This is a genomic window from Blautia sp. MSK.18.38, assembly GCF_024460535.1.
Taxonomy (GTDB): Bacteria; Bacillota; Clostridia; order Lachnospirales; family Lachnospiraceae; genus Blautia_A; species Blautia_A fusiformis.
Genome location: NZ_JANFYP010000022.1, coordinates 23,255 through 42,948 on the forward strand (window position 1 = coordinate 23,255; position 19,694 = coordinate 42,948).

The 19,694-nt window shown below is 45.1% G+C and carries 14 protein-coding genes and 3 pseudogenes; 12 read left to right on the forward strand and 5 right to left on the reverse strand.

Annotated features, from left to right (window positions below; genetic code table 11):
• Positions 1 to 341: 341 nt before the first annotated feature.
• On the forward strand, positions 342 to 1,850 hold the full coding sequence (malQ, locus tag NE638_RS13345; protein ID WP_021650234.1) for a 4-alpha-glucanotransferase: 1,509 nt from the start codon (positions 342 to 344) through the stop codon (positions 1,848 to 1,850).
• A gap of 276 nt (positions 1,851 to 2,126) precedes the next feature.
• Complete coding sequence (locus NE638_RS13350; RefSeq protein ID WP_173746381.1) at positions 2,127 to 2,756, forward strand: metal-dependent hydrolase; 630 nt, start codon at positions 2,127 to 2,129, stop codon at positions 2,754 to 2,756.
• 8 nt (positions 2,757 to 2,764) lie between these two features.
• Here the strand turns inward: NE638_RS13350 and NE638_RS18290 are convergent.
• Positions 2,765 to 2,953: pseudogene (locus NE638_RS18290) on the reverse strand (DUF6783 domain-containing protein).
• Here NE638_RS18290 and NE638_RS18295 point away from each other — a divergent pair.
• A pseudogene (locus tag NE638_RS18295) lies at positions 2,891 to 3,088 on the forward strand (DUF6783 domain-containing protein); the annotation flags it as partial. The pseudogenes NE638_RS18290 and NE638_RS18295 overlap by 63 nt on opposite strands.
• Before the next feature lie 6 nt (positions 3,089 to 3,094).
• Here the strand turns inward: NE638_RS18295 and sstT are convergent.
• Together sstT and NE638_RS13360 are read right to left on the reverse strand one after the other, a co-directional pair.
• On the reverse strand, positions 3,095 to 4,303 hold the full coding sequence (gene sstT / locus NE638_RS13355) for a serine/threonine transporter SstT (RefSeq protein WP_173746383.1): 1,209 nt from the start codon (positions 4,301 to 4,303) through the stop codon (positions 3,095 to 3,097).
• 233 nt (positions 4,304 to 4,536) lie between these two features.
• The gene (locus tag NE638_RS13360) at positions 4,537 to 5,892 is read right to left on the reverse strand and encodes an MATE family efflux transporter (RefSeq protein ID WP_021652900.1); all 1,356 of its coding nucleotides are present in this window, start codon (positions 5,890 to 5,892) and stop codon (positions 4,537 to 4,539) included.
• A 238-nt stretch (positions 5,893 to 6,130) separates the two neighbouring features.
• Here NE638_RS13360 and NE638_RS13365 point away from each other — a divergent pair.
• Positions 6,131 to 7,285 (forward strand): annotated as a pseudogene (locus tag NE638_RS13365) (FprA family A-type flavoprotein); the annotation flags it as partial.
• A gap of 101 nt (positions 7,286 to 7,386) precedes the next feature.
• On the opposite strand, the gene NE638_RS13370 reads toward NE638_RS13365, so the two are convergent.
• Positions 7,387 to 9,222: an amylosucrase gene (locus NE638_RS13370; RefSeq protein ID WP_173746385.1), complete on the reverse strand. Its 1,836-nt coding sequence runs from the start codon at positions 9,220 to 9,222 to the stop codon at positions 7,387 to 7,389.
• A gap of 161 nt (positions 9,223 to 9,383) precedes the next feature.
• Entirely contained in the window at positions 9,384 to 10,412 is a 1,029-nt protein-coding gene (locus tag NE638_RS13375; protein ID WP_015526650.1) for a LacI family DNA-binding transcriptional regulator, read from the reverse strand.
• A 298-nt stretch (positions 10,413 to 10,710) separates the two neighbouring features.
• On the opposite strand from NE638_RS13375, the gene NE638_RS13380 reads away from it, so the two are divergent.
• The 8 genes from NE638_RS13380 (at position 10,711) to queC (ending at position 19,685) form a co-directional block, all read left to right on the forward strand.
• The gene (locus tag NE638_RS13380) at positions 10,711 to 11,649 is read left to right on the forward strand and encodes an ABC transporter permease (protein ID WP_173746387.1); all 939 of its coding nucleotides are present in this window, start codon (positions 10,711 to 10,713) and stop codon (positions 11,647 to 11,649) included.
• An 11-nt stretch (positions 11,650 to 11,660) separates the two neighbouring features.
• Positions 11,661 to 12,557 (forward strand): carbohydrate ABC transporter permease, encoded by an 897-nt coding sequence (locus NE638_RS13385; RefSeq protein ID WP_015526648.1) that lies wholly within the window; start codon positions 11,661 to 11,663, stop codon positions 12,555 to 12,557.
• Positions 12,558 to 12,627: 70 nt separating this feature from the next.
• The gene (locus NE638_RS13390; RefSeq protein WP_370817453.1) at positions 12,628 to 14,259 is read left to right on the forward strand and encodes an ABC transporter substrate-binding protein; all 1,632 of its coding nucleotides are present in this window, start codon (positions 12,628 to 12,630) and stop codon (positions 14,257 to 14,259) included.
• 52 nt (positions 14,260 to 14,311) lie between these two features.
• Positions 14,312 to 15,835, forward strand: a complete 1,524-nt coding sequence (locus tag NE638_RS13395) for a glycoside hydrolase family 32 protein (protein ID WP_173746389.1) — start codon at positions 14,312 to 14,314, stop codon at positions 15,833 to 15,835.
• Between the two features lie 122 nt (positions 15,836 to 15,957).
• Positions 15,958 to 17,613, forward strand: a complete 1,656-nt coding sequence (locus tag NE638_RS13400) for a YecA family protein (protein WP_173741562.1) — start codon at positions 15,958 to 15,960, stop codon at positions 17,611 to 17,613.
• A 232-nt stretch (positions 17,614 to 17,845) separates the two neighbouring features.
• Positions 17,846 to 18,295: a 6-carboxytetrahydropterin synthase QueD gene (gene queD / locus NE638_RS13405; RefSeq protein WP_173740867.1), complete on the forward strand. Its 450-nt coding sequence runs from the start codon at positions 17,846 to 17,848 to the stop codon at positions 18,293 to 18,295.
• Positions 18,292 to 18,960: a putative 7-carboxy-7-deazaguanine synthase QueE gene (gene queE, locus NE638_RS13410; protein ID WP_173740868.1), complete on the forward strand. Its 669-nt coding sequence runs from the start codon at positions 18,292 to 18,294 to the stop codon at positions 18,958 to 18,960. Before queD ends, queE begins: the two co-directional genes overlap by 4 nt.
• Positions 18,957 to 19,685 (forward strand): 7-cyano-7-deazaguanine synthase QueC, encoded by a 729-nt coding sequence (queC, locus tag NE638_RS13415; protein ID WP_173746391.1) that lies wholly within the window; start codon positions 18,957 to 18,959, stop codon positions 19,683 to 19,685. The genes queE and queC overlap by 4 nt, the downstream gene beginning before the upstream one ends.
• Positions 19,686 to 19,694: the final 9 nt, after the last annotated feature.

Here is a 19,694-nt window from a genome sequence, read left to right on the forward strand (position 1 = left end):
CGGCTTTTTTTATCTCAGTCTGATAGAGATATTGTAGTTCATAACAAGGATACTGTCAAACATATTGCACGGAAAATTGCATGAAATTGCGTAAAAACAGATGCACAGAAAATCAGGTAGTGAGATGCAGACAGATTCTGTTTGACATAATGAAAAACTGCACAAAATCAGGATGTAAAAATTGTAAGAAAGGTAGAAAAGACAAAAACGCATTGCACTTCATGCAAAATGGACGTATAATTTACGCAAACGATTGCGTAGATTATATGAATATGCATCCGTGAGAGGATAATAGATAAGATGCTCTGAGATGCAGGGCTCAACATAAGGAGAGAAAAGATATGGATAAAAGAGCAGCCGGCATTCTGATGCCGATCACAAGCTTGCCGTCAGAGTACGGCATCGGATGTTTTTCAAAGAGTGCCTATGATTTTGTGGACTGGCTGAAGGAAGCGGGACAGAGCTACTGGCAGATCCTTCCGCTGGGACCTACCAGTTACGGAGATTCTCCATACCAGTCCTTCTCCACTTTTGCGGGAAATCCGTATTTTATCAGCCTGAAGGCACTGGTGGAGGAAGGCGTCCTTACAAAGGAGGACTGTGATAAGGTCAGCTGGGGAAGAAGAGCAGACAGCGTAGACTATGAAAAAATCTACAAAGGCCGTTATAAGCTTCTCCGCAAAGCTTACGAAAACAGCAACATCAGCGAGAATCCGGATTATCAGAAATTTGTTGCAGAAAACAGCTGGTGGCTTTCCGACTATGCACTTTTTATGGCAGTAAAGGATCAGTTCGGCGGTGTTGAGTGGACAAAATGGGCAGAGGATATCCGCCTTCGCTGGGCAAATGCCATGGACTACTATCGCAGAGAATTATATTTTGATATTGAATTCCAGCAGTATATGCAGTTCAAATTCTATGAGCAGTGGATGAAACTGAAAAAATATGCCAACGAAAAAGGCATTCAGATCATCGGAGATATCCCGATCTATGTAGCTATGGACAGTGCAGATACCTGGGCTCATCCGGAGCTTTTCCAGCTGGATGAGGAGAATGTGCCGGTGGCTGTAGCCGGATGCCCGCCGGACGGTTTTTCCGCAACAGGACAGCTTTGGGGAAATCCACTGTACCGCTGGGATTACCACAGAAATACAGGATATCAGTGGTGGATCTCCAGACTGAGCTACGTATTCCGCCTTTATGATGTGGTAAGGATCGACCATTTCCGTGGCTTTGACGAGTATTTTTCCATTCCATACGGTGCAGAAAATGCCATTGGCGGTCACTGGGAAAAAGGTCCCGGGATCGATTTGTTCCGCAAAGTGGAGCAGGCCCTTGGCTGGAAGCAGGTCATTGCGGAGGATCTTGGCTATGTGACAGATTCTGTGCGTCAGCTTGTCCATGACAGTGGATTCCCGGGAATGAAGGTCCTGGAGTTTGCGTTTGATTCCAGAGATTCCGGTTGTGCCAACGATTATCTTCCACACAACTATCCGGAGAACAGTGTGGCATACACAGGAACCCATGATAATGAGACCATCGCCGGATGGTGGAAGAGCATTATGGCAAAAGAGCGTAAGCTTGCCAGGGATTATCTCTGTGATAACTATACACCGGATAAAGAGCTGCATAAATGCTTTATCAGCCTGGTTATGAGAAGCAGTGCAAAGCTCTGTGTGATCCCTATGCAGGATTATATGGGCCTGGATAACAGCTGCAGAATGAACCAGCCTTCCACAGTAGGAAAGAACTGGAAGTGGAGGATCCGCAAAAGGGAGCTGACTGTGAAGCTTCAGAAAGAGATCCAAGGTCTTGCACTTCGCTACGGACGTATGAACTGGTCTGATTAAAAGAGAAATCCAAGAGACATATTCCATTTAAACGGGACGTGAAAGAAAGTAGAAAGATTTTAGATAGAATCGTGATTTTTTATGTGATATAATGCTGTTTCGTGGAGGCAGCTGTCAGTAAAAGGTAAGGCTGACAGCTGCCTTATTGTATTTTCAGATCTGCGGTAAATGATAAAGTGATACATTTATATATGCAGAAGATCAGAAGAGAGTGTCTGATCTGTAGCAGTGGATAATCCTGAATAACGGAAGATTTTTTACAATAAGGGGAGAATTATGACAGGAAAAACACACGCGGCAGTCGGACTCGGAACAGTGCTGGCAGTTACACAGCCCTCTACGGTTTCCGGTCTGGTACTTGCGGCAGGAACAGGAATGCTTGGAGCATTGATCAGCGACATTGATGTGGGAACCTCCAAATCCCATAAGGATGCGGACAGGCTCACACTGATCGCGGTACTGCTTGTGGCAGCAGAGATCGCATTGAATTATTTTTATGATTTTTCCATCTGGGAAAAGATCCGCAATAACCAGTCTATGGCGCCGGTTGCCATGGGAGTTATTATTTTTATTGCAGTCTGCGCCTTTGGAAAAAATCAGCCGCACCGGTCATTTATGCATTCGATCATGGCTATGGCCATTTTAAGTGCAGCCATATCCATGGTGTCCGTGAAGCTGGTCCTTTATTTTGTGGTTGGATTCGTATCACATCTGGTGCTGGACTGCTTTAACCGGAAACGGGTACGGATCCTGTATCCGCTGCCGGGAGGCATTGCGCTGGATTTCTGTAAGGCAGGAGGCTTTGTGGATTCCCTGCTTTTTAAGCTTGGATCTGTAGCTGTGATCTTTGAGATCGTATATCTGGCTGTGCAGATGGGAGAGAACTGGAAGCTTTTTCGAATGTAGAGGATGTTTTATTTACCGATTACGGATAATTTTATATGGGGCAGATATTGCAGGAACTGAAGGTTAGAGCGTGTTTGAAAAATCATTCCCGTAATCTGCACGCCCCACTTTGCGGTATATTTTACCCGAATTCAGTTGCCGTAGCCCGCTACGGCGCCCTCATCCGGACAAAATCTCCCACAAATTGTGACGCACATCTTGCAGAAAGCCTTTTTCAAACACGCTCTAAGCCAAAAAGGAGCAGATTTTCCAAATACGGAAGATCTGCTCCTTTTAACCGAATCAAGGGAGTCCCCTGTTTCAATTACGAATATCCACCTGACGGTTTATAAGTGTGATCATTTATTCTTTCTGATCCTGCAGGCGCATGCTGTGTAAAGTACGTCTGTGGAAGAATTCAGTGCTGTCTCACAGGAATCCTGGATCACGCCTACGATGAAACCGACACCAACTACCTGCATGGCAACATCATTGGGGATTCCGAAAAGGCTGCAGGCCATCGGGATCAGAAGAAGAGAACCGCCGGCAACTCCGGAAGCACCAGCCGCACTTGCAGCAGCCAGGATGCAGAGGATCAGAGCGGTCGGGAAGTCTACGCTGATACCGAGTGTATGTGCAGCTGCCAGAGCCATGATGGAAATGGTGATCGCTGCACCACCCATGTTGATGGTCGCACCAAGAGGGATGGAGATGGAGTAGGTATCCTCATCAAGTCCGAGATCCTTGCACAGCTCCATGTTTACCGGAATGTTGGCGGCAGAGCTTCTTGTAAAGAAGGCTGTGATACCACTGTCCTTCAGGCAGCGCAGAACCAGCGGATACGGATTCTGGCGTGTGCAGATGAAAGTAATGATCGGGTTGATCACCAGTGCAACAAAGAGCATGGTTCCCACCAGTATACAGATCAGACGGCCATAGCTTAACAGTACGCCAAGCCCCTGCTCGGAGATGGTTGTGAAGATCAGGCCCATGATACCAAATGGAGCAAGGCTGATGATCCATCTTACGGCTGTGGAGGTTGCATCGGAAATGTTTTCGATGACAGTCTTGGTAGTTTCACTTGCGGCCTTCAGTGCGATACCGAAGATGATGGCCCATGCAAGGATACCGATATAGTTGGCGTTGACAAGTGCGTCAACCGGGTTGGAAACAATGTTCATCAGAAGGTTTTTGAGGACCTCTGCAACACCGCTTGGCGGAGTGACGTCGGAAGTATTTGTATTTTCGGAAAAAGTCAGCATGATCGGGAACAGGCGGCTGGAGATCACAGCTGCCAGTGCTGAGAGTATATTTCCCAGAAGATAAAGTACAACAACGAATTTCATGTTTGTTTTCTGGCCTTTTCCCATGTGGCACAGAGAGCTCATTACCAGGAAGAACACCAGAAGCGGAGCAATTCCACGAAGAGCACCGACGAACAGATCACCGAGAATGGAGATCACAGATGCCTGAGGGATCGCAAGTCCGAGAATGATACCAACGATCAGACCACAGATGATACGCTTGATCAGGTTGATGCTGTTCCATTTTTGAATCAGTTTTTTCATAACTAGTTTCCTCTTTCCTATTGTGTGAGTGTGCTAAAAAATGCTGAGCCGCAAAGCAACGATCCAGTGTAAAGGGCGGATCGTTCTAAGTGGTATTACTGCATCGCGTAAAAGCACAACAGGATAATTATATACAATTATGTCCGCCTTGTAAAGACAAATGTACATAAAACGCGAGAAAGATATAAAAAGCGCCAGATCAATGCTTCGTCTGGCGCTATATATTTGAAGTATCAGGTCCGAATTTTCCGGAAGCTTACAGCAAAGAACAGAACCTCCGCAAAGCCTGTAATTCCCCATGAGAAAATATACAGGAGATAAAGTGAGGAAATGGTCTGGAAGTGTGCAAACACCGTATAGAACCAGATGACACGGAATACACAGGATCCCAGAATGATGATGATGGTCGGTGGGATACTTTTTCCGATGCCACGGGAAGCGGCGATACTGCAATCCATAAAACAGCTGAAGGCATAGCTGAAGCCCATGATCCGGATCCTCTCCATGCCGGCATCAATGACTGCCGGTTCTGTGGCAAACAGTGACAGAAACTGCGGACCGAAAACAAGAAGCAGTCCACCAAGGATCGCACCTGCGATGAAGGCATAGGTAAGGCTGATCCCATAAGTTTTCAGCATACGTTTTTTATTTCCGGCACCCCAGTTCTGACCGATGAAGCTCGCGCATGCAGTATAGAAAGCAAACATGACGTTGTAGATCAGAGAGTCTGCATTTGCGGCAGCGGCATTTCCGGAAACCGTGACTGCATCGAAGGAGTTGACCCCGGTCTGTACGAACAGATTTGCAATGGCAAAAATTCCGTTCTGCAGACCTGTGGGAATACCAAGAAGCAGTACTGCTTTACAGGCCTTCGGGTGAAGACGGAGCTTACGCAGGGATACCCTGCATTCGTCTTTTCTCCGAAGGAGGTGGATCATTACCAGCGCTGCGGAGATATACAGTGCGATCGCGCTGGCAGTTGCCACACCTGCGGCGGCCATATGACAGACGATAACGAAAAACAGGTTCAGAAGAACGTTGATCACTCCGGCAATGGAAAGATAGATCAGCGGTCGCTTTGTATCGCCGCGGGCACTTAATACGCCGTTACCGAAATTGTATACAGCCATGGCCGGCATACCCAGAGCATAAATCTTCATATATAAAACAGCCTGGTCCATCAGCTCCGGTTTCGTATTCATCATGGACAGCATCTGTCCGGAAAACAGAAGACAGACGACACAGACTAGAAGTCCTGCGATGGCACAGAGAAGAAGAGATGTATGAATCGTTTCTTCGGTACCTTTTCTGTTTTCGGCACCAAGCTCGTGTGCTACACGAACATTGACTCCGGCGCCCATGCCGATCAGGATTCCGGTAAATAAAGTGACCAGCAGAGTTGTGGAACCCACAGCTCCAAGTGCCATGTAATCTGCAAATCGCCCTACAACCGCAACATCACTTAAATTAAAAAGAACCTCCAACACCTGGGACCCCATCAGGGGAAGGCTAAAGAGGAGGATATTTTTCCAGAGAGAGCCGGAGGTCATCTCAATGGAAGACGTTTTCTTTTTTTCATTTTCACACATAGTTTACCTCATAAAAATTATAAAAAATTCCTTCATCCAAGGTATACAATACTATGTTGGAATAGGTTTGTAAAGAGGGGAAAATAGCTCTTTTACCAGGCGCAGAGGTTTGTTTTTATTTATAGATTCTACATTGATTTCAGTACGAACAATGATATAATAAATGAGAGCAATAAGAAAGTATTTTCAGAAATATTGGAAATATAAAATACAGCAGACTAAGGAGGAACTCAATACAATGAAAATCGGAAATGATATTTATTATGTAGGAGTAAACGATCATCAGGTAGACCTGTTTGAGGGACAGTATGTAGTGCCAAACGGAATGTCCTACAACTCCTATGTGATCAAAGATGAGAAGATCGCAGTTATGGACACTGTAGATGCCGGCTTCACAGAAGAGTGGCTGGGAAAAGTTGCAGAGGTTCTGGATGGTGCGAAACCGGATTATCTTGTAGTCCAGCATATGGAGCCGGACCATGCAGCAAACATTGAGAATTTCATGAAAGCATACCCGGATACAACTGTTGTTGCCAACACAAAGACCTTTACCATGATGGAGAATTTCTTCCGTGGAATGGATCTGGAAGGAAAGAAACATATTGTAGCCAACGGTGACACCCTGACACTTGGAAAACACGTCCTTACCTTCGTATTTGCACCGATGGTTCACTGGCCGGAGGTTATGGTTACATATGACAGCACAGACAAAGTTCTGTTTTCCGCAGACGGCTTTGGCAAATTCGGAGCTCTTGATGTAGAAGAGGACTGGGACTGCGAAGCACGTCGCTACTATATTGGAATCGTCGGAAAATACGGTCCGCAGGTACAGAAGCTTCTCAAGGCAGCAGCAACTCTTGATATCCAGACCATCTGCCCGCTTCACGGACCGATCCTTACCGAAAATCTTGGACATTATCTGGAGAAATATGATATCTGGTCTTCTTATAAAGTAGAGAGTGAAGGAGTAATGATCGCCTACACATCTGTATACGGACATACAAAGAAAGCAGCAGAGCTTCTTGCACAGAAGCTGGAGGAAAAGGGCTGCCCGAAGGTTGTTGTCTGCGATCTTGCAAGAGAAGACATGGCAGAGGCAGTGGAGGATGCTTTCCGCTACGGCAAGCTGGTATTGGCTAGCATTACATACAACGGAGAAGCATTCCCGTTTATGCGTACATTCATCGAGAACCTGACAGAGCGTAATTACCAGAACCGCACCATCGGCCTCATTGAGAACGGAAGCTGGGCACCGACTGCAGCTAAAGTCATGAAAGGAATGTTCGAGAAGAGTAAAAATATCACATGGCTTGAGAACAATGTAAAGATCATGTCCTCCCTCAGTGATGAGAATGCGGCAGAGATCGATGCAATGGCAGAGGAGCTCTGCAAGTAATTTCTGAATACCAGAACAGCTTATAAAAAATAAAGATATAACATAATAAAAAGACGTGGATCCGTAAGGCCACGTCTTTTTTATTTACCAAGTAACAGTTACATCCTCTTACACCACATAAATCCATAAGCCTGAAGCTCCACGTCCTTAAGCTCCAGTGTCTGGTCAGTGATCAGATCACGGAAGGTTCCTTCCTCCTGCATCCAGGCAGTTTTTTCGCTGTCACTGAAATTGAAGATTCCGATGAAACGTTCGTTTCCTTTCTGGCGGAGGATGCAGAGAATGCTGTCATCATGAACATCGTATGTATATACATCACAGTCCTTATCAAAAACAGATTCCTGGCTGCGGATCTGCTCCATGCGGCTAAGAGTCTGGAAGATCTGTCCCTCAACGGAGGATTTGGAGTTTCTTTTTTCGGCAAGCTCCCACTGGAAAGCACCACGGTGGATATAGCGGGAATCTGCAGCCTTATCCGGATCCTCTTTATAGGAATAATCATTGAGACGTCCGATTTCATCGGAGCTGTAAAGCATCGGGATCCCGGACTGGGTAAGCATATATGCGTGAAGCATCAGATCCTCGCGGATACCCCTTTTCAGCTTCTCGTCATCTTTTTCAAAAAGAGCAGCCTCGATCCCGCACATGGAAGCAGTAGTTCCGCAGAAGCGGGCATCCTGAGTTACCGGGTCATCATTATAGAGCTCTCCGCGGCTGTCGCTTCCCGGATGCTTTCCTGTAAAGAAATCATTCAGGTAACGCTTATGGGATGGCTCATCCATGTCCCATTCTTTCAGTGTGGCGAAATCAAGTCCCCAGCCGATATCGTCATGGCAGCGGAGATAATTCAGGAAGGTGTACTGCTTCGGAAGGCTGTTTACAATATCCATCTGTTTTTTCAGAAGGCGGATATCACGAGTGGCAATGCTGTTCCAGGTTGTAGCCATGGTTGTTACATTGTAAAGCATATGGCATTCCGGCTTCTCTACGGTTCCGAAATAGGGAACAACTTTCTCCGGCTCCATAACGACCTCACCCAGAAGTACAACACTTGGGCAGACGATCTCGGCAATCATACGCATCATACGAACGATCGTATGCACCTGCTTCAGGTTACGGCAGGGAGTTCCCAGTTCCTTCCAGATATACGGAACCGCATCGATACGGATTACGTCCATTCCCTGGTTTGCAAGGAAGAGGAAGTTGTACATCATCTCATTGAAAACACGGGGATTGCCGTAGTTCAGATCCCACTGGTACGGATAAAAGGTAGTCATGACATAGTGACCGATATCCGGAAGCCAGGTAAAGTTCCCCGGAGCAGTGGTTGGGAATACCTGTGGTACGGTCTTTTCGTACTCGTCCGGGATCTCACGGTTGTTGTAGAAGAAGTAACGGCTCATATATTCGCCGTCACCTTGGCGTGCTTTTTTGGCCCACTCATGATCCTCGGAAGTGTGGTTCATAACAAAATCCATACACAGGTTCATTCCGTTTTTGTGGCATTTATCTGCAAGGGCAGCCAGATCCTTCATGGAACCAAGGTCCGGGCGGACTTTGCGGAAGTCAGCTACTGCGTAACCACCGTCGGAACGGCCCTTCGGAGTGTCCAGAAACGGCATCAGATGCAGGCAGTTCACATTGCATTCCTTAAGATATGGAAGCTTGGCAGAAACTCCCTTGATGTTGCCGGCAAAATTGTCAATATAGAGCATCATGCCAAGCATATCCTTCTGGCGGAACCAGTCCGGATTTTTTTCTCTTTCCAGGTCGCGGTTTTTGAGCGCGCGGCGGCGTGCTGTAAAATACTGGTACATCTGGTCGCAGAGCTCTGCAAACATATCGTCATTGTGATAAAGCTCTGTGTACAGCCATCGAAGCTCGTCGTGATGATGGTTTAAACGTTCCTGAAAAATTTCCTGATCTTTTTTCATGATTTCCTCCCTGAATAGATATTTATAGATGTCGGGAAACCTGTCAAATATTTCCCGGCGGTAATGGTTATCTGATATTTTTCCACAGAATTATAGCATGAAGTTTCCGGTACATGAATATACGGGTTGTTATGGAATATGGAAAAATGTTGTAAGTATTTTCAGTCTCCTGTTGTCTGCCGTCGTATCAGAACAGGAGTGATCTTTTTGTGGATCGGTTTTTGAAGCGGTGCCGGTTTTCTTTTCTTCATTTCGTTCATCTGTTCCACAAGCAGTTCCATGGTAGTCTGTGCGATCACATCAATCTGCTGTCCAATAGTAGTGATCGGGATGATGGACTCCGCAGCAATGGGTGAATTATCGAATCCGATGATCTGATATTCATCCGGTAGACAGTTGTATTTCTGGAAGATCAGATTGAGAAATATATTTGCGTAAGTATCATTGGATAAAAATATGCCTTTTTTCTGACCGGAATATTTACTGTCAATATCCTGAAAGATCACACGCATCTGTTCAAAAAGCTCCTGATAGGAATCACCGGAAACATTAAGGTTCAGTTCATAAGGAACATGATATTCCCGGCATGTTTCCTCAAAGGCACGGATACGATCATAAGCCGGAATATTCTCAGGTACATGGACATTGATGTGGATCAGTACATCACACTGATTGCGTATCAGCAGAGAAGTAGCCTGCATGCTGCCCATGTAATTGTCTGTTGTAACGCTGCATATATGTTCTGCTTCACGTTCAATGGCGATCACAGGAATATTATAGGAAGCCAGTTTTTCAGAGGAAAGAGTATGGCTGAGAACAATAAGTCCTTCAATCTTATAAGCCATCAGCTCGTCCAGATACTGCATTTCTTTCTCCGGGCCGCCATCACTGACAAAAACCAGAAATTTGTAATGATAATCGGAGTAACTTCGAAGAAGTTGTGTCAGCATTTCGGAATAATAATGAAGATAAAGGTTCGGGACAATGATCCCTACAAATTCGCTTTTTCCATTGGCAAGAACCCTGGCAAGCTTGTTTTTTCTGTAGCCGAGCTCATCAAGGGCTTTTGCGATCTTTTCCTGATTTTCCAGGGTCAGAGAATCCGGATGATTGAAATATCTGGAGATCGTAGTCTTGGAAAAACCAGTGTATTCTGCAATATCGGCAAATGTTACCTGCTTTTTAGCCATAAAAAAATAGTCTCCTTTTAACAGCAGAAAGTTATGATACGGAATGCAGATGTGATCATATAAGAGAAATCTGCAGACCGTACAGGATAATTGGATTGATGTAATTAAGTATAACAATACAGACGTTAAATAGCAATAAAAAAAATAACCAGTTAAGTTACCGGTAACTTTTCTTGAATAAATTAACAAAAAAGGTTGACAGAAGCTATGTCATATAGTAGTATCAAATTATAAAGTAACCGGTTACTTTACCGGTTACTAAACAAGAACGAAAGAACAAAAACGGGAGGAAAAGAGAATGAAAAAAGGTTCTGCGAAAGCTGTTCCGGCAGGAAAAAGAACTGCTGCAGAAAAGCTTCAGTATGTGAAAAAGAACTGGCAGCTGTATGTGTTTTTTCTGCTGCCTGCACTTCTTCTGACGATCATCTTCAAATACGTGCCCATGGGTGGCGTACTGATCGCTTTTGAGGACTACAATGTCATTGATGGTGTATTTGGAAGCAAATGGGTAGGACTGGAATACTTCCGGAGATTTCTGGCATCACCGGATTTTATGAATTATCTTGTGAACACTCTGAAACTGAGTATTTACGGACTACTGTGGGGATTTCCGATTCCAATCATCCTGGCACTTCTTCTGAATCAGATCCGGAGAGCCGGGATCAGGAAAAAAATTCAGCTTCTGATCTATGCGCCGAATTTTATTTCCGTTATCGTACTCTGCGGTATGGTTCGTATGTTTCTTTCACCTGTAGGTCCGCTGAATAAACTGATCGGTTCGGATGCCAACTGGATGACCATGCCGTCGGCATTCCGTACGATTTACATAGCCAGCGGAATCTGGCAGACAGCCGGATGGGCATCCATTATGTATACTGCAGCACTTGCCAATGCAAGTAAGGATCTGGAAGAGGCAGCAGTGGTGGATGGTGCAAATATCCTGCAGCAGATCTGGTATGTACAGCTTCCGGCTATTAAAAACATCATTGTGATCCAGTTTATCCTTCAGGCCGGAAATATTATGAGCATTGGTTTTGAAAAAGCATATGCACTGCAGACAGATATGAACCTTCCTGCATCTGAGATTCTTTCTACTTATGTATACAGAATCGGTCTTCTGAATGGAGACTATGGATATTCTACAGCAGTGGGGCTGTTTAATTCAGTGATCAATGTAATTCTTTTGATCTTTGTAAACTGGGTAGTCAAGAAACTGAATGACGGAGAGGGATTATAGGAGGTGCTGTTATGGCAAAAGCAAAGAAAAAGAAATATTCGGCATCTGACAAAGCCATTTTAGGAATCGGATACGTACTTCTGGGTGCATTTGTACTTTCCATTCTGGTTCCGCTTTTATATGTTGTGATCGCATCCTTTATGGATCCGAATGTGCTGAACAGCCAGGGGATCAGCTTTGATGTGCGGAAGTGGACGATCGATGCGTACCGCAGAGTTCTTGAAAATAATATGATCTGGAGAGGCTTTGCAAACTCATTTTTTTATTCCCTGGTGTTTACCATTATTTCAGTTCTGGTAACTCTGCTGGCAGCATATCCAATGTCCAAGAAAGAATTTGTGGGAAGAAATTTCTTCAATGTTATTTTTCTCATTACCATGTTTTTCGGTGGAGGAATGATCCCGACGTTTATCCTGATCAATCAGCTGCATCTGGTAAATACAATCTGGGCAATCCTGCTTCCGGGTGCGTTTAATGTCTGGAACATGATCCTTGCCAGAACCTATTATCAGTCTATCCCCAAGGAACTCAGAGAGGCATCTGCCATTGACGGTGCCACGGAAATCGAGCATTTTTTCAAGATCATGATGCCGGTATGCAAACCGATCATCGCAGTGCTTGCACTGTGGTCCTTTGTAGGAATGTGGAACAGTTATTTTGACGCTATGATTTATTTGAATGATGCGAAACTGCAGCCATTGCAGCTGGTACTTCGTTCCATCCTTGTACAGAATACACCGCAGCCCGGAATGATCGCAGATATCCAGAGTACTGCACAGATGGCAAAGGTAGCGGAACTTCTGAAATATGCTACGATCATTGTATCAAGTTTACCGCTTCTGATCATGTATCCATTCTTCCAGAAATATTTTGACCAGGGCATTATGGTTGGTTCTGTAAAAGGCTGATGACAGGAGGTTGATAATGATGAAAAAAAGAATGAAGGCATTATTGGCAATCGGGCTTTCTGCAATTATAATGGTATGCAGTGCCGGATGTGGAAATGGAAAAGAACACATGAAAGCAGAAACAGATCCGGATACCCCGGTGGAAGATGTGTCCTTTCCTCTGAAAGAAAAAGCAGAGCTGTCTTTTATTACCAGTGCACCTGCAACATCTACACAGGAACCTAATGAAAGAACGATCTTTGAAAGACTGGAAAAGCAGACCAATGTCCACATTGACTGGACCTGTTTTGTATCGGATCAGTTTGATGACAAAAAAAATCTGGCGCTGGCACAGTTCGGAAATCTTCCGGATGGACTTTTTAACGCAGGGATGAGTGATTATGATCTTCTTCGTTATGCCAAACAGGGAATCATTATTCCGGTAGAAAATCTCATTGATAAATACATGCCGAATCTTAAGGCTGTATTTGAAAAATACCCGGAATACAGAACAATGTGTACAGCACCGGACGGACATATTTATTCTTTCCCATGGATCGAGCAGCTTGGTGCGGGGAAAGAAGCCATTCAGGCAATTGGAGATATTCCCTACATTAATAAAAAATGGCTGGATTATCTGAAGCTGGACGTTCCGACTACAACTGAGGAACTGGAACAGGTTCTGATCGCTTTCCGCGACAATGCAGATAAACTGGAAAAGAAATTCAACATTGAGGGTGGTGTGATCCCGATGTCCTTTATCATCAATAATGGTGATCAGGATCCTGCAATTCTCATCAACGGATTCGGAGAAGGATATGGTGACACCGGTGATCATTTTGCAGTAAAAGATGATGGAACCGTTATTTATACAACTGTACAGGAAGGCTATAAAGAAGGTATTCAGTGGCTCCATCAGCTGGTAGAAGAAAAGCTGGTGGATCCGGAGGCTTTTACCCAGGAATGGTCAACTTATGTTGCAAAAGGTAAGAACCACAGATATGGTCTGTGTTTCACCTGGGATATTGCAAATATTGATAACAATGAAGATTATGTAATGCTCCCGGCGCTGGCCGGTCCGGATGGTCTTGTAAATATCACAAGACAGAATAACAGTGAAACCAGTGGCTTTGACAGAGGACGCTGCGTTCTGACTACAAGCTGTCGAAATACGGCACTGGCAGCAGCATGGATCGATCAGATGTATGCACCGATCCAGTCTCCGCAGAATAACTGGGGTACTTACGGGGAAAAAGATTCATTTAATATCTTTGAGATGTCCGAGAATGCAGAAGGTGGTCAGATGCTGAAACATATGGATCTGGGAGATGCATCTCCGGTAGAGGTTCGTGAAGCACAGTCTGTAAATGGACCGTTGGCAATACTTAACGAGTATTACGATGTATATGTAACAGAGCCGGCAGATGCAAAATGGCGTCTCGACAATATGCACGAAACATATCTTAAGGATATGAACAGTAAATATGTGTATCCGAATGTATTTATGAGTATTGATGATACCAATAAGGTATCTCAGTACGACACGGATATCAAGAAGTATGCGGAACAGAAAAAAGCAGACTGGATCCTGAATGGCGGCATCGATAAAGAATGGGATTCCTATCTGAAAAAGATGGAGCAGTATGGACTGTCTGATTATCTGGCAATCAAACAGAAATATTTTGACCAGTATCAGAAGTCTCTTAGTGAGACAGAGAAATAAAAACAGAAAAAGATACCGGTCAGAAACATAAAAAAGAAAGAGAGAGCAGAGTATGAGTGAAAAACTTGAAAAAGCACGTCTTTATGAAATAGAGGAAGCAAAAAATATCCCGCAGGAAGAGAAACCGGCCTTTCATGTATCTGCACCGGTTGGCTGGATCAATGATCCCAATGGATTTTCTGTTTTTAAAGGAAAGGTACATCTTTTTTACCAGTATCATCCTTACAGCCGTGACTGGGGCCCTATGCACTGGGGCCACAGTGTGACGGAGGATATGATCAGATGGGAGCAGCTTCCTACAGCGCTTGCACCGGATCAGGAATATGATCGAGAGGGATGCTTTTCCGGAAGTGCTATTGAAGCGGATGGAAAACAGGCTTTGATCTACACAGGAGTTACAACAGAAAAGCTGCCTGATGGAAAAGAAGAAGTCCGGCAGAATCAGTGCCTTGCCTGGGGTGACGGAAAAGATTATGTAAAGGCAGAGAAAAATCCGGTAGTCACCGGGGATATGCTTCCGGAGAAATGCAGCAGAGTTGATTTCCGTGATCCGAAGGTATGGGAAGATAACGGAACATACCATATGCTCGTAGGATGCCGCAGCGAAGAAATTCCTGGACAGGTAGTTCTGTTTTCCAGTAAAGATCTGAAAGAATGGAAATTTGAAACAATTCTTGCGGAGAACTCCACAGGAGAAATCGGTGTTATGTGGGAATGCCCCGATTTCTTTCCGCTTGGGGATAAACATGTGCTGATCTGTTCTCCGCAGCATATGCGGGCAAAAGGGTATGAGTTTCATAATGGACATAATTCCCTATATTTTACGGGAGATTATGACAGCGAAAAACATACATTTGAAAAAGACGCACCGGTAAGTCTGGACTACGGACTTGATTTTTATGCGCCGCAGACAACCCTTCTTCCAGATGGAAGAAGAGTGATGATCGCCTGGATGAAATCCTGGGATAGCTGTGTGATCAAGGAAAAGCAGAGATGGCAGGGAATGATGACTCTTCCGAGAGAGCTGGAATATCGTGACGGAAAGATCTGGCAGAAGCCGGTCCGAGAAATTGAGAATTATCGGAAAAACCGTTGCTGTTATGAGAATGTAAAAGTGGGTGAGAGCTTAAGCCTTGAAGGCGTCCGTGGCCGAATGATCGATCTGACTGTGGAACTGCAGAACGCAGATGGCATCATGGATGGAAGCAGGAACTCCGGAAATCCAAATCAGGAAGCATTGGATGTGTACAATGAGTTCCGGATCGAGCTTGCACGCAATGAAGAATATACAACGGTCTTTACCTATGATCGAAAAAGACAGATACTGGAAATCGACAGAACCTGGAGCGGGGTGCAGCGTGATGTTGTATGTACAAGAAAGTTCCAGATCACAGATGACAGACAAAATCTGAAGCTGCGTTTTATCCTGGATCGAAGCTCCATAGAGCTTTTTATCAATGATGGAAGCAAAACTGCGACTACCGTGATCCCAACACCAGTGGAAGCAGATGAGATCCTGTTTCACAGTGACGGAAATGCTGTGATCCAGGTTGAGAAATATGATATTGTGTTGTAGAAGCCTCTCAAATATTGACAATTTCTCTATTTTTGTATAACATAGGGGAAGTTGCTTACGCCGGATCAGGAGTTATTCGTATCTCCTGATCCGGCATATATTTACAGGAGAGGAACACAGGAATGTTTTATCAGTTAAAAATCACAAGAAAAGGAACGAAACCGCCGGTATGGAGACGTTGTACTGTTGCGGCTGACGTTACATTTGCAAATATGGCAGCCATGCTTGAAAAACTGGTTCAGTATCCGGCAGGCAGCCTATATGAGATTGAATTTTTTCAGAAAAAAGTACAGATCCGTGAGAACGGTGACGGAGAAGCGAAGAATAATTTCACATTATTAAATGCAGGCGAGACAGAGACTGCAGAGCTTATGGATTCCGAGAAATGGTTTACCTTCCGTCAGTATGGTGCGGATAAGGAAACTCCGGAATACAGAGTTGATATTGAGAAGAAAGACGAGGGAACAGCAGAAGCTCCTTCTATTATAAAAGAAGTAAAGGGTGAGGATGATCCGTACTGGACAGAGGCACCAGAGCTGGGATGCACTGCAGCAGTTGAAACTGAGGTGGAAACAGCCAAAGCATCTGAAGACATTGCTGCAACAGTAGCGGCAGTAGAGGCAGCAGCCAGAGCTGCAAAAGCAGATGAGGCAGCCACAGGCAGCAGAAGAAATCCTACAGTAAAAGATTTCCTCATGTCCTATCGTAAAGAAGACCTTCTCAGCATTGCAGGTGAGCTTGGACTTCACTGCAAGGGAATGGATCAGGAAGAGATCGCCGCAAAGGTTGCCGCAGAGGTTCTTAAACCGGAGGTTATGAAAGCAAGCTTCCTCGTAGCAGACGATCAGGAGGTACTGGCTTTTGAGGCGGCTATTCAGAGAAAATGCTTCCATGTTGCAGAGGATGAGTGGAATACATTAGAATGGCTGAACGATATGGGCTACCTTGTTTCCTACAGTGATGATTACGCAGAAGTTCCGGCAGAGGTTGTAGCTGTTTACGATCAGATCAATACACCGGAGTTCCAGACACTTCGCAGCCAGGTAAACTGGTTGAAGGATTGCCTTATTATGGTAAGCTATCTGTATGTATCTGCACCGGCAAAGACCGTATATGAGATGTTTAAGCAGAGAAAAGGCTTTGACATCGGATATGACAGATTCATCGAGCTGTATCATACCATTCCGGAGAAGGCCTGTATCTGTGAGCTTGCGGAGGATCAGCTGATCCTGAAATCCGCACTGGTCAATAACATTTACAAGGATATCGAGAGACGTCAGGGTGGACGGAAATTCTATATTCCGTCTGTAGATGAGATCCTGGATTATTCCGAAAACGGGTATCCAACAAAATCTGCTTCTTACCAGAGACTGGGCAGATTCCTGCTGGATGAGATAAAGGTTTCCGATGCAGTGAAGGATCAGGTACTGTTCTTTATTTACAAAGAATGCTCCATGGATGGCAGAATGTCAGCGATCATGGAAAACCTGAACCAGAAGGGGATCCAGTTTAACGATGAGCAGCTTGAGAAATTTACAAAGCTGATCATGGAGGCAAACAATAACACAAGAATGCTGGAATTCCGCGGTTACACACCGAATGAGATCTCAGGAGCAGTATGGCCGTTTGCCACAGGCAAGCCGCACACTGCAATGCCGAACAGCTTTGTGCCGACAGCAATGCCGATGCAGCCGGCATCTGCAAGAAAAATCTATCCCAACGATCCGTGTCCGTGCGGAAGCGGTAAGAAATATAAGAAGTGCTGCGGAAGAAGATAGTTCCGCAGGAAATTCACAGAGGTTCCGGAGCTGATACAGCTGAGCTTTTGAGATAGTATCGCCGGGATATCATACAAATTAAATATAAGACAGTTCGTTTGTACCATCCTGTCTATAAATAAAACCAGGGCTGAAGAAGATGTGAGAATCAGGGCAGACTCGTGGCGGGTCTGCCTTTTTTTATTTATGGAATATCGGGGTGGTGTGACAGATTCAGAAGGAGGAAGAAATTATGTATCAGTTAAAAACAGAAGCAGATTTTGATTCTGCACATTTTCTGTCCGGTTACACCGGCAAATGTTCCAATATCCATGGCCATCGCTGGCATGTGGAGATTGAGATCGAAAGCCGAAAGCTGGAGAAAAACGGCCAGAAGCGAGGGATGCTGGTAGACTTTGGAGATCTGAAAAAGGATCTTCGGGAGCTGGCAGATTCCATGGATCACACACTGATCTATGAAGAAAATACATTACGTCCGAAAACTCTGGAAGCACTGGATGAAGAAGGATTCCATCTGGTGAAGGTTCCCTTTCGCCCTACAGCAGAGAATTTTTCAGAGTATTTTTTCAGAAAAATGAAAGAAAAAGGATATCCTGTAAAAAGAGCTGTTGTTTACGAAACTCCTAATAACTGTGCAGCTTACCGGGAAACGGAAGAAGAAACGGAGGCGGCATGGCTATGAGTACATATCAGGTTGTAGAGAAATTTGTCAGCATCAACGGAGAGGGCAGACGGGCAGGAGAGCTTGCCGCTTTTATCCGGTTTAAGGGCTGCAATCTTCAGTGCAGTTATTGTGATACCAGCTGGGCAAATGAGCCGGGGGGTGAGAGTGAAAGGCTGACAAAAGAAGAGATTCTTTCCTGGATCCGTGAAACAGGCGTAAAAAATGTGACACTTACAGGCGGGGAACCACTTTTGCGGGAAGGGATGGAGGAGCTGATCGAGGCAATCCTGGAGGATCCATCCCAGCGGGTAGAGATTGAGACCAATGGAAGTGTGGATCTGAAGCCTTATCATATATTAAAAAACCGTCCGTCCTTTACCATGGATTATAAAACACCGGACAGCGGTATGGAAAAAGAGATGCTTCTTTCCAATCTGGAGCTTCTGGACAGTGAGGATACGCTGAAATTCGTGGTCAGCAGCCGCAGAGATATGGAAAAAGCCCTGAAAATCCTGGAAAAGTACAGGCTGATCGGAAAAACAGCAGTTTATTTCAGCCCTGTTTTCGGCAGGATCCAGCCGGTGGAGATCGTGGATTTCCTTATGGAAAAAAAGCTCAACGATGTAAAGCTTCAGATCCAGCTTCATAAGGTGATCTGGGACCCGCAGAAACGGGGAGTATGACAGGAAAACATACAAGAAATACCGCAGAAAAGGAGAACGCTATGAAAGCACTTGTACTTGCAAGCGGCGGTGTGGATTCCACCACCTGCCTGGGGCTTGCCGTAAACAAATATGGAAAAGAGAATGTAATTGCATTAACAGTAGCTTACGGACAGAAGCACACAAAAGAAATCGAGGCTGCCAGAAAAACAGCAGAATATTATGAAGTGGAACATCTTTATCTGGATCTGGAGCCGATCTTCCGGTACAGTGACTGCTCACTGCTGAAGCATTCAGACAGAGAAATCCCTCACGAAAGCTATGCAGAGCAGCTGAAGGAAACCGATGGATCACCGGTGTCAACCTATGTGCCGTTTCGGAACGGATTATTTCTTTCCTCAGCAGCAAGCATTGCGCTGTCAAAAAACTGCAGTGTGATCTATTACGGAGCGCATGCGGATGATGCTGCCGGAAATGCGTATCCGGACTGCAGCAGTGCGTTTCACAATGCGATCAATGAGGCAATTTATCAGGGAAGCGGCGGTCAGCTGAAGGTTGAGGCACCTTTTGTCAGCTGCACAAAGGCAGAGGTCGTAAAAACCGGACTGGAGATTAATGTTCCTTATGAACTGACATGGAGCTGTTACGAAGGCGGTGAAAAGCCCTGCGGTGTGTGCGGAACCTGTATTGACAGAGCAGAGGCATTCCGTCTCAATGGAGTGAAGGACCCGGCACTTGACAGATAGATCGGATCA

Excerpts from the sequence above, each read along its gene's own strand:
- NE638_RS13400 (WP_173741562.1), top strand. The coding sequence starts at position 15,958 with ATGTTTTATCAGTTAAAAATCACAAGAAAAGGAACGAAACCGCCGGTA.
- NE638_RS13370 (WP_173746385.1), bottom strand. The coding sequence starts at position 9,222 with ATGAAAAAAGATCAGGAAATTTTTCAGGAACGTTTAAACCATCATCAC.
- queE (WP_173740868.1), top strand. The coding sequence starts at position 18,292 with ATGAGTACATATCAGGTTGTAGAGAAATTTGTCAGCATCAACGGAGAG.
- NE638_RS13375 (WP_015526650.1), bottom strand. The coding sequence starts at position 10,412 with ATGGCTAAAAAGCAGGTAACATTTGCCGATATTGCAGAATACACTGGT.
- NE638_RS13395 (WP_173746389.1), top strand. The coding sequence starts at position 14,312 with ATGAGTGAAAAACTTGAAAAAGCACGTCTTTATGAAATAGAGGAAGCA.
- queC (WP_173746391.1), top strand. The coding sequence starts at position 18,957 with ATGACAGGAAAACATACAAGAAATACCGCAGAAAAGGAGAACGCTATG.
- NE638_RS13390 (WP_370817453.1), top strand. The coding sequence starts at position 12,628 with ATGGTATGCAGTGCCGGATGTGGAAATGGAAAAGAACACATGAAAGCA.
- NE638_RS13350 (WP_173746381.1), top strand. The coding sequence starts at position 2,127 with ATGACAGGAAAAACACACGCGGCAGTCGGACTCGGAACAGTGCTGGCA.
- NE638_RS13380 (WP_173746387.1), top strand. The coding sequence starts at position 10,711 with ATGAAAAAAGGTTCTGCGAAAGCTGTTCCGGCAGGAAAAAGAACTGCT.
- malQ (WP_021650234.1), top strand. The coding sequence starts at position 342 with ATGGATAAAAGAGCAGCCGGCATTCTGATGCCGATCACAAGCTTGCCG.
- queD (WP_173740867.1), top strand. The coding sequence starts at position 17,846 with ATGTATCAGTTAAAAACAGAAGCAGATTTTGATTCTGCACATTTTCTG.
- NE638_RS13360 (WP_021652900.1), bottom strand. The coding sequence starts at position 5,892 with ATGTGTGAAAATGAAAAAAAGAAAACGTCTTCCATTGAGATGACCTCC.
- sstT (WP_173746383.1), bottom strand. The coding sequence starts at position 4,303 with ATGAAAAAACTGATTCAAAAATGGAACAGCATCAACCTGATCAAGCGT.
- NE638_RS13385 (WP_015526648.1), top strand. The coding sequence starts at position 11,661 with ATGGCAAAAGCAAAGAAAAAGAAATATTCGGCATCTGACAAAGCCATT.